Here is a 15,930-nt window from a genome sequence, read left to right on the forward strand (position 1 = left end):
AAGCGTGGCAGCCTCAGGCCGCCACGTCCTTCGCCAGCGAGGCGCTGTCGATCACGAAGCGATAGCGCACGTCGCTGCGGAGCATGCGGTCGTACGCTTCATCGATCTGCTGCATTTCGATCATCTCGACGTCCGAGACGATCCCGTGCTCGGCGCAGAAATCGAGCATTTCCTGCGTTTCGGCGATGCCGCCGATCAGCGAGCCGGCGATGGTCTTGCGGCCAAAGATCAGGCCGCCGACGTTGGGAGTCGGGTGCGGCTGGTCGGGAACGCCCAGCAGGACCAGCGTACCGTCCCGGTGCAGCAGGTTGACGTAAGTGTCGAGGCTATGACTTGCCGCGACCGTGTCGATGATCAGGTCGAAGCTGCCGGCATGAGCCGCCATCTCGTCCTCATCGCGCGAGACGACTGCTTCATCGGCACCGAGATCCTTGGCATCCTGCCGTTTGGCAGGGGTTGAGGTAAACGCGACGACATGCGCTCCCATGGCATGGGCGATCTTGATAGCCATGTGACCCAGACCGCCGATGCCGACGACACCGACCTTCTTGCCGGGGCCCGCATTCCAGTGGCGCAGCGGCGAGTACGTGGTGATGCCCGCGCAGAGCAGGGGCGCAACGGCGGCGAGCTGTTCCTTGGGGTGGCTGATGGTCAGGACGAAATGTTCGTCGACGACGATCGCCTGCGAATAGCCGCCCAGCGTATGACCGGGCGCGTCCGGGCTGGGCGCGCCGTAAGTGCCGGTCCAGCCGTTGGTGCAATAGTTCTCAAGGTCTTCCTTGCACGAACCGCAATGGCCGCAGCTGTCGACGAGGCAGCCGACGCCAACAATGTCGCCCACCTTGAAGCGCGTCACTTCGGCGCCCACGGCGCTGACGGTGCCGACGATCTCGTGGCCCGGTACGCAAGGGTAAAGCGTCTCGCCCCATTCTCCTCGGGCGGTGTGCAGGTCCGAGTGGCAAACGCCGCAATAGGTGATGTCGATCGCGACGTCGCGCGGGCCGGTGTCGCGGCGCTCGATCAGCAGTGGTTCGAGCGGACGGGCATTGGCGGAGACGCCATAGGCTTTGACTTGCATGGTTGATCCTCGGGAGATGGCTATGAAGGATGGCTCGGCGGTAGGCGTGTTGCACTTGCGAGATAGGGTATCGACACCGCCATGATCAGGCCACCAGTGTTTCACGCAGCGATGAGCAATGCTCATCATCGACCTTACGCGTGCCGTTCAGCCCGCAGATATGCCCTCATCCGCCGCGCGCTACCTGCCTTGATTGCGGATTTTCGGCATGCGGCAGCGCCCCCCGTCGAAGAGGACGCCGCGCTCGCTGTTCGACCGGGCCTGCCGTCAAAAACGGCCCAGTCAGGCTGCCGAAGCGGCTTTCAGCAGCAGCTCATCGGGCGATCCGGTTATCGCGACATGCCCGACAGACTGGCTCGGCGAGGCAGCGGGGCGGCCGAAATAGTAGCCTTGCGCTTCATCGCAGCCCTGTTCCTTCAGTAAGGCGACCTGGTCGAGCGTCTCCACACCTTCGGCCAGAACCGGGACGTTGAGGCTCCGCCCGAGGGCGAGAACGGCCTTGATGATCGCCCGCGCCTGCACGCTGGTCTGCGAGCGGAGCAGGAACGACTTGTCGATCTTGATCTTGTCGAACGGGAAGGAATGGAGCGTGTCGAGCGAGGAATAGCCGGTGCCGAAATCGTCCATTGCGATGCTGATCCCCAGCGCCTTGATCTGGCGCAGCAGGTGCAGCGCGCGCAGCTTGTCGCCGATGATCGCGGTTTCGGTGATCTCCAGTTCGAGCCGCTTGGGTGAAAGCCCGGTCTCGATCAGAATACCGTGCACCACCTGGACCAGATCGCTCTGCGAGAGCTGGACGGCGGAAAGGTTCACGGCGATCTTCAGGTCGTTGGGCCAGGCCATCGCCTCGATGCAGGCCTGGCGCAAAACCCATTCGCCAATGCGGAAGATCTCGCCCGTTTCCTCGGCGATCGGAATGAAGTCGTCTGGCGCGATGAAACCGCGCACCGGATGTTCCCAGCGCAGCAGCGCCTCGTATCCAGTCATCTCGCCGGTCGCCAGTCCGTGCTGCGGCTGGTAGACGAGCGTCAGTTCATTGCGGTCCAAGGCATGGCGAAGGTCGTTCGCAATCTGGCGGCGGGCGCGTGCCGTTTCGTCCATTTCCGGCTCGTAGTAGGCAAGGCGCTCGCCCACGTTGGCCTTGGCACGGTACATCGCGAGATCGGCATTGTTGAGCAACTGCTCGCGCTGATCGCCGTCCTGCGGGAACACCGCCACACCGATGCTGGCGCCGAGGTAGAAACTGTTATCCTCCGGCCCGAACGGGGTCGCAAAGCAGTTCTCCAGACGGGCAAGGAAGGTGGCCAGTTCGGCCTTGTCCTTGAAGCGCTTGGCGGCGGCAAACTCGTCTCCGCCGAGGCGGGCGACGACCTCACCCTCGGTCAGCACATCGAGCAGGCGCTTCGAAAGGTGCTGCAGCGCCGCGTCGCCTGCACTGTGCCCGCGCGTGTCGTTGATTTCCTTGAAACGGTCGAGGTCGATCATCACCGAGGTCAGCTGGTGGCCGAAGTGCCGTGCCTGTTCCAGCTCCGCGTCGATCCAGTGTGCGAAGCTGGAACGGTTGGGCAAGCCGGTCAGGCTGTCGTGCATCGCCATATGCGCGATCTTCGCATCGGAGCGGCGGCGCTCGGTAATGTCTTCGAACGTCGTCACCCAGCCGCCGTCAGGCATGGTGCGGCTGATCATCGACACGACCAGCGTATCCCCGAACTCCAGGACTTCCGGCGAGGTGCCGGTATCGACGGCGGGCCGTGCGAAGAGGCGGCGCATCTCGTCGATCGGGCGCTGCGAACCAGCCGGGCAGGTCACTCCGTTGAGTGCGGTGCGGGCAACCTGCTCGATCGTCATGCCGGGCAGGTGCACATCCAGGTCGATCTTCCAGATTTCCGTGAAGCGGGCATTGACCAGCAAAAGTCGCTTGTCCGCGCCAAACAGGCACAGACCCTGGTGCATGTTGCCCAGTGCCGCGTCGAGGTGCCCGGTCATTGCCTTCAGCCGGTCCGCATCTTCCTTGAAGCGGTCCATGTCGCGGGTGATCTTTGCGAAGCCGATGTGGTCGCCGTTCTCGTCAGCGATCTTCTCGATCGTGACGTGGGCCCAGAAACGCGTCCCGTCACGACGCATGCGCCAGCCCTCGCCAACATACTTGCCGGTGCGCATGGCCATCGTCATCGCCCGCTTGGGCAGGCCTTCAGCGCGGTCCTCGGGCGTGTAGAAGCGTTCCAGCGGCATGCCGATGACTTCGCTTGCGGCGTAGCCCTTGAGGCGCTGGGCGCCTGCGTTCCAGTTGGCGACCTTGCCGTCGCGGTCCAGCATGTAGATGGCGCAGTCGGTAATGCCCTTCACCAGGATGGACATGTCACGCTCGGTCGCATGAAGCGTAAGGCGCGCGCGGCGCGCCATGGCCAGGACCGCGATGCAGGTGGTGAGCAGGCAAAGCGAACCTGCCGTAATCATCGCCGCCATGCTGCCGCGGGAAAGCAGGACCCCGGTGCGCATGTCCAGCGACGCCGGCACCAGTTGCACTGCCGTCATGCCGATGAAGTGCAGCAGCACGACCGAGAGCGTCAACAGCAGACCTGCTGCGATACCGCCGCGCATGGTCCGCCCACGCACAGCAAGGGCCAGCGCCGGGTATGTCGGCAGGACCACGAAGAACAGCGAGGCGACGACGTATCCGCTGCGCCAGTGGATCTGCGCAGGAAGTTCCAGCGCCGACATGCCCAGATAGTGCATTGCCGCGATGCCGCCCCCGCCGAGCAGGCTGGCCAGCGTCAGTCCCCTGACATCCGGCCGGGCCATTGCGGTGGCGAAGGACATCGTCGTCATCGCGATCGCCACGATCAGCGAAAGCGCGGTCGCCGGAATCTGGTATCCCGCTATCAAGCCCGGATCATAACCGAGCATCGCCACAAAGTGGGTAGCCCATATACCGAAGCCGATCGCCAGACCTGCGCCAATGGTCCACCGTGCGGCGGCCTTACCGGAAAGGTGGCGTGCATGGCGGATAAGCTGGACCGCACTCATCGTGGAGATCACGCAGATCACAGCAGCGAGCAGAACAAACCACTCATTGTGCTGATCATGAATGCACAGCAAAACGTCGAACATCGAATCTAGTGCCCCGAAGATTAACGGGGCAAAATTAGGCGCGAATGGTTAACGCTGGCCTAAGGCTCTTGAGTGATTACATTTTTTCAAAAAACGGGCGCGAAGGGCGATACCTTTCGCGCCCGTTGAAACGCCTTTACGCGGTCTCCACAAGGCCATGGACACGGCGAAAGGCCGCCCTGGCACCATCGGCCAGCCGCAGTTCCTCGTCTTCGTCCAGTGCCAGGGCGTCGAGTGCGCCGGTGAAAGCGCGCCAGTGCCGGGCCCGGCCGTCCGGGTGCCCCGCCAGATGGCGCGCGCCGCGATTCTCGTCGAGACCCAGCGCCCGCGCCATCTTGAACAGGAAAGCCGCGCCCAGGTTCGATCCTTCGGCCACGTAGAGCCAGCCCAGCGCTGTGGGCAGGTCGACCGATGTACCAGCATCGAAGGGCACTTCACCGCCCGCCGCCGGCAGCGGCAAGCCGAGATCCTCGATGTCTTGGCGGATCTGGTCGAGACGGCGGCGCTCGGCAAGGTCTGGCAGCAGTTCGCGCAGTTGCCCGTTCGCATAGAGCCCATCGATGTCGCGGTGAAACTGATACTGCACGCTCAGGAACTGGCCATAGTTCTCGACGCTGGCGAAAGGCTCGGCGGCCATGATGCGCTTATCGAGGCGGTCATGCGTATCGTTCGTCGCCGCCTTCAGCCTCTTGGCACGGCTGGCTTCGAGCGGGGCCTGAAGGGTGATATCCATGGAAAATACGGTCCTTTGAATGGAGAAACGGGCGCAGGCATCCAATGCCCGCGCCGCATTCCGGCCGTCAGAACGACAGGATCATCGATGCCTTCCAGGTCCGTCCCGGCTGGCTGTAGTAAAGCCGCGGTACAGTCGAACTGTCGGGGATGTCGAGGGCGTTGTAGTACGTCTTATCGAGCAGGTTGTACACGCCGCCCTGCAGACGCAGGCCGTCGAACAGGCCCGGCTTCACCCAGGCGGTGAAATCGACGATGCCGTAGCTGCCTGTCTTGTTCAGCGTGGAAGCGGGGCTTTCCACCTTGTTTCGCGCTGCGGCAACCGTGGCCGACAGGTCTGCGCCGAAGCGCTCCTGTTGGTAACCCACCCCGACGATACCGCGCAGCGGCGGGATCGAGTTGAGGTAGGTGCCCTCGTCGGTGTCCTTGCCGTGGGCGTAGGCAACCGACCCCCATACACGCCAGTTGTCGTTGAACGCCCACTGCGCACGGGCCTCGGCGCCGTAGATGCGCACATGGGCGCGGTTGACGAATTTGAATACGCCGAAGGGATAGCTGCCGCTCAGCCCCGCCGCAGAGGCTGTGGTCGTGATCGTGTCGATGAAATTGCGGTAGCGGTTGTCGTAGAAACTGACCTTGAAGCCACGCGCGGCGTCGCCGAAACTGGCGCCCAGTTCGTAACCGTTGCTCGTCTCGGGCTTGAGATCGGGATTGCCGATGTTCACGTAGCTGCCGGTGCCGCCGAAGGCCAGATATAGCTCGGTGGCGGAAGGCGCACGAAAAGCCTGCGACCACTGGCCGTAAAGCGTGAAGCCTGGCGTCACGTCGAATTCGGCCAGTACCTTGGGCGAAAACCTGGAATCGGTCGAGCGGGCAGGCAATCCCTCGTAGGCTGCGTTGAGGGTATAGGACGCCGTCTCCTGCGGGGTGCGGCGATACCAGTCGTAGCGCAGGCCCGGCGTCAGGTGGAAGGCGCCGAAGGTCATCCGGTCCTGGATGTAGAGGCCAAGGTCTACGCCCTTCACGTCGGGCATGTCGGACTGGTTCACGTGCAGGAACGAACAACTGTAGATCGCGGCCGTGCAGTTATCGACACCGGCGGCGTATTGGGTGGTTTTGGTCCTGTAGACCTCGCCGCCCAGGCTGATCACGTGATCCACCGCGCCCGTGGTCGCGGCGGCAACGATCGAGCCGTTGAGACCATAGGATTCGTCCTGCAGGTCGCTGTCACGGTCGTATTCGCCGATGGGATTGGTAAGGCGCGTTGCCTGTGTCCTCGTCCGCAGGTTCAGGCGCTGCCAGTAACCGATGAGGTGGGCCTCGCGGATGAAGTCGTCGCCTTGCGACTGGTAATCGTACGTCGCCGCCACGCGCCTCCGCTTGTTCTGCTCCAGCGTAGCGTAATCGGAATAGGTCGATGTCACGCTGGTCAGCGTGTTCTCATCGTAGCTGCGCTTGAACAGTTCGCCCGACAGGCCGATGCGGTGCCCCCCGCCAAGGTATTGGTGGACCTTCACCAACAGGTTCGTCTGGTCGTAGGAGGCCGGGTTCCGGGCAGTTCGTGTGGCGCCGGTGCCGCCGGTCTTGCCCTTGTTCTCGGTTTCCTCACCGTTCTGGTAACCGCCCTGGATCAGAACCAGCGTATCGCCGGTGCGAAAGGCGCCGGCCTGGTTGAGGAACACGGCGTCGCTGGCGCTGTCATATGTTGCCTTGGCCAATGCGCCGGTCTTCTTTCCATCGGCCAGAAGGTCCTCGGGGTCGAGCGTGCGTACCGCGAAGACGCCAGACAGTGCGCCCTGCCCGAAGAAACTGGAATCGCCGCTTTTCACCACGTCGATCGAGCTTAGCGAGTTAAAGTCGAACGCCGCAACGCCGCCCTGAACCCCGCGCGCGCCGTCGCTCAGCCAGGGGAGGCGGATACCGTCGACAGTGGTGAGTACGCGGTTGGCGTCAAGGCCGCGGATATTGATGCTGAAATTGTTCGAATTGAAGTTCACGCCTGCGTCCACGCGGCGGGCATAGTCGGCGATGGAATCGACCATGCGCTCGCGCAGGGTCGTGCCCGAGGTGGTGGTGGTCAGGACCGCCGGCTTGCCCGGAGCAGTCCGGTCGGCCGGAGTGTCGATGGCGGCAGCCTCGACGCGGACCGAGCCGAACTCGGCAGGCTGGCTGTCGCCGTCAGTGCCGACCTGCGCCTGAACGGTCTGTGCCTGGGCCGGGCAGCAGGCGATTGCCGTCACGCCGATGGCGGTGCCCAGTTTAAGAGACAATGCAAGCGACCGCCGTGTAGGAGAATTCATCTACGCTTCACCCATATTTGCTATTGATTCGCAATCTCATATATATTCAAAAAATTTCCTGCATGTTTCAATAGGCAAGCTAGTTGAGTTTTTTGCGCGGGTGACGCCGCCGGGCAGCGCGCGATCAAAGAAGAATGCTGCAATCACAGCATCTTCAGAGAATTCCGACCGTTTGCATTTAGCGGCAGTCTGCAGAACCGCACACTTGTCCACACCTGACTGGACCAGCCAGCCAGGTGTGGGCCGTCCAGGTTATCGTGCAGAGAGCTTCGGCGCGCCCTCGCCCAGCGATTCGTCGGCGCCTATGGCGCTGTAGACAGTGATCCGGTTGGTCAGGTCGGCCAGCACGGTTGCCACGCGGGTCTGACGGTAAGCATAGAGCGAGCGCTGGGCGACAAGGGCGTTGATGAAGGTATCGGTGCCCGCGCGGTATTGCGCATCGGCCAGATCGTAGCTTTTCTGCGCGGCAGCAACGAGGCGCTCCTGCGCGCCGCGCTGGTCGGTGATCGTGCCGCGCCGGGCAAGCGCGTCGGCGACATCCTTGAAGGCCGACTGCACGGTCCCCCGGTAGCTAGCGAGGTAGTATTCGCGCTGGGCCTTCGCGTATTCGAGGTTGCCCTTGTTGGTGCCGCCCAGCAGCGGCAGGCTGGCGCTCGCCGCGGGGCTGGCACTGAAGGCATCGCCCGTGAACAGGCTGCCAAGCGCAGTGCTGGCCAGCCCCAGCGCGGAGGTCAGCGATATCTGCGGGAAAAACGCCGCCCGCGCCGCGCCGATCTGGGCGTATGTGGACTGAAGTTCATGCTCCGCCTCGACTACGTCGGGCCGCCGCAGCAGGACTTCGGACGACAGCCCTGCCGGCACACGGCCGATGCGCGTCTCCAACTCTGCCATCGAGGCAGGAAGCTGCGCGTCCGACACCGGAGCGCCGACAAGCAGGTCCAGCGCGTTGCGGTCCTGCGCCACCAGTGTCGTCTGCGAGGCGACGTCGGACCGGGCCTGCTCCAGCACGGTCTGCGCCGAGGCCACGTCTCCGGCGGCGGCCAGGCCCGCCTTGAACAGAGTCTGCGTCAGGTCGACAGAACGCTGACCGCTGCCCCGGGTCTGTTCGGCAATGGCCAGGAGATCGCGGTCAGAGGCCAACGTCACGTAAGCCGTGGCCACATTGGCCACCAGCGTCAACCGGGCCGAACGATAGCCGGACTCGGTGGCGAGGTAGGTTTCCAGCTGCTCGCGGCTCTGGTTCCTGAGGCGGCCGAACAGGTCCAGTTCGAATGCGCTGAAACCGACGTTGGCGCTGTAGCTCTGCGTATCACCCGCCGAGGACTTGAGGCCCCGCGTGGCGCTCGCGTCAGCCCCGGCTGCGATGGTCGGCAGCTGGTACGAGCGCTCTACGTGGTACTGCGCCCGCGCCGAGGCGACATTGGCGAGGCTGGCCGCAAGGTTCTGGTTGTTCGCCAGCGCCGTCTCGATCACCGACTGAAGGCGCGGGTCGGCGAACAGGGTGCGCCATGGCATCCCCGCCTCCCCTGCCTCAGCCGGGGCATAGGCCGCCCCTTGCGGCCACCCCGCCGGGGCAGCCGCTTCGGGACGGATGTACTTGGGCGCCATATTGCAGCCCGACAGCGCGGCGGCGAGCGCCGCGAGAGAGATCAGGGAGCGGCGCATCAGGCGTTGTCCTCGGGTGTGGTGGGAGCAGCCGTCTTCCCGTCGCCGAGATGGAAAACGCGGGCGACGATGACGAAGAACAGCGGCACGTAGAAAATGGCGAGGACAGTGGCGGTCAGCATCCCGCCCAGCACAGCAGTGCCGATGGCGATACGTCCCTGTGCGCCCGCCCCGCTCGCGATCGCCAGCGGCACGACACCGGCGACGAAGGCGATCGAGGTCATCATGATCGGCCTGAGGCGCACGCGGGCGGCCTCCAGCGCGGCCTCGATCATGTCGCCCCCGTCACGCCGGGCCATTTCGGCGAATTCGACGATGAGGATCGCATTCTTCGCGGCAAGGCCGATGGTGGTGAGCAGGCCGACCTGGAAGTAGATGTCGTTCTCCAGCCCGCGCACCGCCACCGCCAGCACCGCGCCGATCACGCCCAGTGGGATCACCAGCAGCACCGCCAGCGGCACCGACCAGCTTTCATACAGCGCGGCAAGGCACAGGAACACCACGGCGACCGAGAGGATGTAGAGGTACAGCGCCTGCCCGCTCGACTGGTTCTGCTGATAGGACAGCCCGCTCCACGCATAGCCCGCGTCCGGCGCGATCTTCTGCTGGAGCGCGATCATCTCCTTCATCGCATCGCCCGAGCTGTAGCCCGATCCGGCATCGCCCTGCAGTTCGAAGGACGAGCGCCCGTTGAAGCGCGAAAGACTGCTGGGGCCCGTCTCCCAGTTCATTGAGGTAAAGGCTGAGAACGGCACCATCTTGCCCGTGCCATCGGCATTGGTCGCCGAGGTGGAACGCACGAACCACTTGTCGAGGTCGCTGGGGAGCATGCGCGAAGACGCCTCGCCCTGCATGTAGACCTTCTTCACGCGGCCTCGGTCGATGAAGTCGTTGACGTACGTACCGCCCCAGGCCGAACTGAGCGTGTCGGTGGCATTCGCTACAGTAAGACCCAGGACGGATAGCTTGGCATCGTCGAAGGCGATGTCGAACTGCGGAGTATCCGGCAGACTCGACGCGCGGACCTGCGAGAGCTTGTCATCGCCGTTGGCGGCGGCGATCAGCTTGTCACGCAGTTCCACGAACTTCGTGCGGTCCATGTTGTTTGCGTTGAGGAGCTGGAAGGTGAACCCGTTCGACTGGCCCAGCCCCTGGATCGACGGCGGCGTCATGACGAAGACCTGCGCGTCGCGGATCTGCGACAGCTTGCCCATCAGCCGCCCGGAAATCGCCGTGGCCGACTGGTCGGAGGAAGTACGGTCCTCGAACGGAGCAAGGCTGGCAAAGCCCATCCCTGCGTTCTGGCCCGAACCGTTGAAGCTGAAGCCCGCAACGGTGAAAAGGTGGGCGACATTGGTGCCCTCGGTCCTGAACGCGGCCTCGATCTCGCTGCGGACCTTTTCGGTGCGCTCGGCCGTGGCGCCGGCGGGCAGCTGGTAGACGATCATCACCTCGCCCTGGTCCTCGGTGGGCAGGAAACCGGTGGGCAGGCGCATGGACAGCACCACCACGGCGGCGATGATGAGGCCGTAGACCGCCAGCCACAGCCGCCGCCGTGCGATGACCCTGGCGGTCGCATCTACATAGCGCTCGGTCATGCGGTCGAACCAGCGGTTGAAGGCGCCGAACCAGCCATCGAGCCGGGTCTTGAGCCGCTGTCCCGCGCCGCGCAGGCCGGTAGCAGGCGGCGCATCGTGGGCCTCATGCTCGCGTGCCTTCAGCAAGGTCGAGCACAGCGCGGGCGAGAGGATCAGCGCAGTCAGCACCGAAAGCGCCATGGCAACTACGATGGTGACAGAGAACTGGCGGTAGATGACCCCGGTCGACCCGCCGAAGAAGGCCATCGGCAGCAGCACCGCAGACAGCACCAGCGCGATGCCGACAAGCGCCGAGCCGATCTCCTCCATCGAGCGCACGGTGGCGCGGTAGGGACTGAGCTTGTCGTCGTGCATCAGGCGCTCGACGTTCTCGACCACGACAATGGCGTCGTCGACCAGCAGGCCGATCGCCAGCACCATCGCAAACAGCGTCAGCGTGTTGATCGAATAGCCCAGCACCGCCAGCATGCCGAACGTGCCCAGCAGCACCACCGGAACGGCGATCGCAGGTACCAGCGTCGCGCGCCAGCTTTGGAGGAAGGCGTACATCACCAGCACGACCAGCAGGATCGCGATGACCAGCGTTTCGATCACTTCGTGGATGGAAAGCTTCACGAATTCACTGGTGTCGCGCGGATAGGCGATCTTGTAGCCGGCGGGCAGGCTTTTGGAGATCTGCTCCACCTGCGCCTTCACCAGCGCCACCGTCTTGAGTGCATCCGCGCCCGAGGCCAGCTCAATGGCGATGCCGGCGCCGGGGTGGCCATCCATGCGGCCGGACACGTCGTAGCTTTCCTGCCCCATTTCGACCGTCGCCACGTCGGAAAGCCGCACCACCGAGCCATCGCTCAGCGACTTGACGACGATGGCGCGGAACTGGTCCGGGGTCTGCAGGCGCGACTTGGCCTTCACCACGGCGTTCAGCATCTGCCCCTTGGCCAGCGGCTGCGCGCCGAGCTGCCCGGCGGAAAGATCGACGTTCTGCGAGGAAATCGCGCTTTCCACATCGGACGGCATAAGCTGGCGCGCCATCAGGCGGGCCGGGTCCAGCCAGATACGCATGGCATATTGCGAACCCAGCACCCGTACTCCGCCCACGCCGTTGACGCGGGCCAGATCGTCCTGGAAATTTGAGACGAAGTAATCGGCAACGTCGCTGGCGCTGGTCCTGTCGGTCTCGTCATAAAGGCCGACGACCATCAGCATGTCGGCGCCTGCCTTGGTGACGGTCAGGCCCTGCTGCTGCACTTCGGTGGGCAGGCGCGAATTGGCCTGCTGCACCTTGTTCTGCACCTGCACCTGCGCCACGTCGGGATCGGTGCCCTTGGCGAACGTGGCGGTGACCGAAGCCGAGCCGGAGCTGTCCGAACTGGACGAGAAGTAGAGCAGGTTGTCGATGCCGGTCAGCTGCTGCTCGATCACCTGTGTGACCGAATTCTCCAGCGTCTGCGCCGAAGCGCCCGGATAAGTGGCGCTGATCGTCACCGATGGCGGGGCCACATCGGGATACTGCGCAACGGGAAGGGTCAGAATACCGGCGATGCCGGCCATCATGACGATGATCGAAAGGACCCAGGCGAAGATCGGCCGGTCGACGAAATAGCGACTCAGGTTCATGAGATCAGTCGCCCAGCTTCGCGGCCACGGCCTTGACCTTGATGCCGACGCGGGCCTTGTCGGTGCCCTCCACGATCAGCCGGTCGCCCGCCTTGAGCCCGCTGGTGATGAGCCATTTGCTGCCCACCGCCTGCCCGGTGACGACCGTGCGCTGCTCCACCTTGCCAGTCGCATCGACGACCAGCGCCGTGCCATTGCCCTTGGCGTCGCGGGAGATGCCCTGCTGCGGCGCCAGCACGCCGCGCTGGATCACACCCTGCGGCGCGTCGACGTTCACGAACATGCCGGGCAGCAGCAGGCCGTCCGGGTTGGGGAACTTCGCGCGGATGGTGACGGTCCCGGCCTCGGGATCGACGTTGACTTCGCTGAACTCGATGGTGCCGGAAACCGGGTATTTCGTCCCGTCCTCCAGCCTCAGGGTCACGGCGGTGCTGGCGGGCAGCATGTCGCCCTTGGCCAGCGCGCTGCGCAGGCGCAGCAGGTCGGCGGAGGACTGGGTGATGTCCACGAAGATCGGATCAAGCTGCTGGATCGTGGCCATCGCGTCGGTCTGGCTGGCCGTGACCAGCGCGCCCCTGGTGACGGACGAGCGCCCGATACGCCCGGTGATCGGCGCGAAGACACGCGTGAAGCCCAGGTTGACCTGCGCGCTGCGGGTGGCGGCCTGGTACTGGTGGACGGCGGCCTTGGCAGCGCGGGCGGCGGCGATCGTCTCGTCCATGTCCTGCCCGCTCACCGCCTGGCTGTCGCCCAGCGTGCGATAGCGGCGCGCCTTGGCCTCGGCGCTGTAAAGGTCCGCCTGCGCGTTCTCCAACTGCGCCTGCGACGTATCCAGAGAGGCCTTATAAAGCCGCTGGTCGATCTGGTAGAGCGGCTGCCCGGCCCGCACCAGCGAGCCTTCGGCAAACAGCCGCGACTGGACGATCCCGTCGACCTGCGGCCGTACTTCGGCGACAGCGGTGGCGGCCGTGCGCCCCGACAGCGAGGTGGAAACCGTGACCGGCTCGGCCTTGAGCGTGACCACGCCCACCTCGACGTCCCGTGCCTGCATGGCCTGCTGCTGGCCGCACCCGGCGGTGGTGACGCTGACCAGCGCAAGCGCCGAGGCCATGGCGAAATGATGAATGGTAGGGCGCAAAGCCGAGTATCCTTCTGCACGAAAGTACGTGTTTGGGAGTCCTTTGTGCGGCGCAGCATCGACCGGCAAGGAACAGCCGGTATCCCTGCGTTACGGCGTGAAGCAGGATGTTTCGCTCTGTATCAACGGGGGAGACTTGGGCCTGCTCTGCGGGTATGCCTTTGCCCATGACCGCGCCAGAAAGCGCCCCCGCCGGGCGCATCGTCGTCCTCGAGGACGACCCCGACATTCGTGAACTGATCACCGCGCAGCTTTCTCGCGAACCGCAGCGCGTCGATCCCGTAGGCACCATCGCCCAGCTTCGCGCCTGCATTTTGGATGGCCCGGTGGACCTCCTCATCCTCGATCTCAACTTGCCCGACGGCGACGGCCTCGATCTCTGCCGCGAACTGCGCGCAGCGGGCCACGAAGGCGCGATCATGATGGTCACCGCGCGCGAAGGCCCGATCGACCGTGTTCTCGGCCTCGAACTTGGCGCCGACGACTACCTGACGAAGCCTTTCGAACCGCGCGAACTGCTGGCCCGCGTGCGCAACCTGCTGCGCCGCTCAAGGATATTCGACCAGCCCATCGGGCAGCCGCAGACCCGCCCCCGCGTCGCCCGCTTCGCCCGCTTCGGCCCATGGCGGCTCGACCTGCACCAGCGCCGACTGGTAACCGCCGACGACCGGCTGGTGATGCTTTCCTCGGCCGAATACCGCCTGCTCACCCGCTTCATCGAGGCCCCGAACCAGGTCCTCTCGCGCGAGGAACTGCTACCCGAACGCAGCGCCACGGTGGCTTTCGACCGCACCATCGACATTCAGATCAGCCGCCTGCGCCAGAAGCTGGCAAGCGAACCGGGCGGCGGCGACCTCATCCTGACAGTACGCAGCGAAGGCTACGTCCTTCCCGGCCCCGTCAAGTTCGAATGACCACGCCGGAGAAGGCCCCCGAACCGGGCGTAGAGCCTAAGCGCAGCATCCTGAGGCGCCTGCGCGACTACCCCCGCTCGCTCGCCGGACGGCTAACCCTGGTTCTTTCGCTCGGCATGGCGATCTCGGCCCTGCTGGCGCTTCAGGCTTCGGATGCCTTGCGCAGCCATATCTTCCGCAAGGAGCAAGCCGAAGCCGCCCTCAAGAGCGCAGTAGACATCGTCCATCGCTACGAAAGACAGCCCCGCCGCACCGAAGCTGTCCTTTCCAGCGGCTTGGTCCTTGGCGCCCACCGCGCCGATGCCAGTTGGCGGATGACCGCCCCCGATGCACAATTCTCGCGCTTGCTGACTGAACGGCTAGGCCATCCCGCACAGGTCATGCCGCTCTCGAACGTAGAGTGCTTCTCGCGTTTCACCCACTATCCCCATGCGGCCGGTATGAACACCAATCCGCTGCCCGATTGCTGGTTCATCCAGTATACAGAAAAGGCGGGCGCCGAGCGCCGCTTCGTGGTGGACCTGTGGCCCGATCGCTCGCTGCGGCACCCCGCAGTCGGGCCGCCCTATTTCGAGCTGATAATTGTCGCCGGCGCCTTGCTCGGCCTGCTTGCCGCCAGCCTCGCCACCGCTCCGCTGCGCCGCATGGAGCGCGCCGCCCGGGCATTCTCGCTGGTAGGCGATTTCGAGCCCATCCCGGTCACCGGGCCCAGCGAAGTACGCGCCGCGATCACCACGCTGAACCTCGCGCAGGAACGCGTCCGAGAAGGGCTGCGCGAACGTACCCAGATCCTAGCCTCCGTTACGCACGACCTGCAAACCCCCCTCACCCGCCTGCGCCTGCGTCTCGAACAGGTCGAGGACGAAGACCTGCGCGACCGTTTGGTCGCCGACCTGCAGATCACCCAGCAAATGGTCCGCGATGGCCTCGACCTCGCTCGCAGCAGCGAACTGCGTGAGCCATGGTCGGTGATAGACATTGACTCAATCCTCTCCAGCACGGCCGAAGACGCCGCCGAATTCGGTCACCGCGTCGCATTTACGCAGGGCTGCGGTATTCAGGCACGGGTAAAGCCCAATGCCCTCGGGCGCGTCTTAGGCAACCTCGTCGATAATGCGCTCAAATATGGCGGCAGTGCAGATCTGAGTTGCCGGCTAGATGACCGAAACGGCAACTTGCTGATCAGCGTAGCCGATCGCGGACCCGGTCTGCCGGAAGCGGAACTCCCCCTCGCATTTGAACCCTTCCGCCGGCTGTCGTCGAGCAAAGGCAACGGAAGCGGGATCGGCCTGGCTATTGCTCAGGCGCAGGCTGGTACCTTCGGCGCAGTGCTGACTCTGCACAACCGCCAGGACGGCGGCCTGGTTGCCGAAATCCGCCTTCCCGCAAGCGCAGTTTTCAACTGAAAAAATTACGCCGTTCCCCTTGAAAATAGACGATTTTCCTGCGTCCGACCTCGCCATCAAAGTTCAGCGCCTCCGCAGGTAAATCCGCCAACCCATTCAACAACCTTACAAAAATTTGCCGACAAACGCGCTTGACTGATTCGATATCGGTCCTTAGAGGCCCCTTCACCGCAGCGGACCATCTGGTTGTTGCCGCGGTCGCCGACATTGGACGGGCATCTGGCTCTCTCCCTAATCGCAAGAAGCGGGGGATGAGTGGTTGTCCGGGTTTTTTGTCTGGTTGTGCTTTTTGACATTGTAGGTTTTTGATGAAGGGACATGTGGGCGACGGCGCCTGCTCCTGGGGCTTCAGGGCTCGGGGTGGCAGTATT

The 15,930-nt window shown here is 64.4% G+C and carries 10 protein-coding genes; 2 read left to right on the top strand and 8 right to left on the bottom strand.

All coding sequences use genetic code 11. The features are described 5' to 3' along the window. Positions 1 to 13: 13 nt before the first annotated feature. From GVL61_RS19440 to GVL61_RS19470, 7 genes are all read right to left on the bottom strand, one after another. Positions 14 to 1,078, bottom strand: a complete 1,065-nt coding sequence (locus GVL61_RS19440) for an NAD(P)-dependent alcohol dehydrogenase (protein WP_159982316.1) — start codon at positions 1,076 to 1,078, stop codon at positions 14 to 16. A 282-nt stretch (positions 1,079 to 1,360) separates the two neighbouring features. Then, on the bottom strand, positions 1,361 to 4,189 hold the full coding sequence (locus GVL61_RS19445; protein WP_159982317.1) for an EAL domain-containing protein: 2,829 nt from the start codon (positions 4,187 to 4,189) through the stop codon (positions 1,361 to 1,363). Between the two features lie 136 nt (positions 4,190 to 4,325). Continuing rightward, on the bottom strand, positions 4,326 to 4,922 hold the full coding sequence (locus tag GVL61_RS19450; protein WP_159982318.1) for a biliverdin-producing heme oxygenase: 597 nt from the start codon (positions 4,920 to 4,922) through the stop codon (positions 4,326 to 4,328). 67 nt (positions 4,923 to 4,989) lie between these two features. After that, complete coding sequence (locus GVL61_RS19455) at positions 4,990 to 7,191, bottom strand: TonB-dependent hemoglobin/transferrin/lactoferrin family receptor (protein ID WP_200844832.1); 2,202 nt, start codon at positions 7,189 to 7,191, stop codon at positions 4,990 to 4,992. A 282-nt stretch (positions 7,192 to 7,473) separates the two neighbouring features. Next, the gene (locus tag GVL61_RS19460; RefSeq protein WP_159982320.1) at positions 7,474 to 8,886 is read right to left on the bottom strand and encodes an efflux transporter outer membrane subunit; all 1,413 of its coding nucleotides are present in this window, start codon (positions 8,884 to 8,886) and stop codon (positions 7,474 to 7,476) included. Further along, complete coding sequence (locus GVL61_RS19465; protein ID WP_159982321.1) at positions 8,886 to 12,101, bottom strand: efflux RND transporter permease subunit; 3,216 nt, start codon at positions 12,099 to 12,101, stop codon at positions 8,886 to 8,888. The genes GVL61_RS19460 and GVL61_RS19465 overlap by 1 nt, the downstream gene beginning before the upstream one ends. Before the next feature lie 4 nt (positions 12,102 to 12,105). Further along, on the bottom strand, positions 12,106 to 13,239 hold the full coding sequence (locus GVL61_RS19470; protein ID WP_235037805.1) for an efflux RND transporter periplasmic adaptor subunit: 1,134 nt from the start codon (positions 13,237 to 13,239) through the stop codon (positions 12,106 to 12,108). Between the two features lie 167 nt (positions 13,240 to 13,406). Here GVL61_RS19470 and GVL61_RS19475 point away from each other — a divergent pair, with 167 nt between their 5' ends. Beyond that, the gene (locus GVL61_RS19475) at positions 13,407 to 14,153 is read left to right on the top strand and encodes a response regulator transcription factor (protein ID WP_159982322.1); all 747 of its coding nucleotides are present in this window, start codon (positions 13,407 to 13,409) and stop codon (positions 14,151 to 14,153) included. Beyond that, on the top strand, positions 14,150 to 15,559 hold the full coding sequence (locus tag GVL61_RS19480) for an ATP-binding protein (protein WP_159982323.1): 1,410 nt from the start codon (positions 14,150 to 14,152) through the stop codon (positions 15,557 to 15,559). The genes GVL61_RS19475 and GVL61_RS19480 overlap by 4 nt, the downstream gene beginning before the upstream one ends. Here the strand turns inward: GVL61_RS19480 and GVL61_RS25110 are convergent. Continuing rightward, positions 15,552 to 15,930 (bottom strand): hypothetical protein (locus GVL61_RS25110; protein ID WP_235037806.1); only part of this gene is annotated, 379 nt, incomplete at its 5' end. The two genes, GVL61_RS19480 and GVL61_RS25110, sit on opposite strands and share 8 nt — an antisense overlap.

This window comes from Novosphingobium sp. 18050 (genome assembly GCF_902706195.1).
Taxonomy (GTDB): domain Bacteria; phylum Pseudomonadota; class Alphaproteobacteria; order Sphingomonadales; family Sphingomonadaceae; genus Novosphingobium.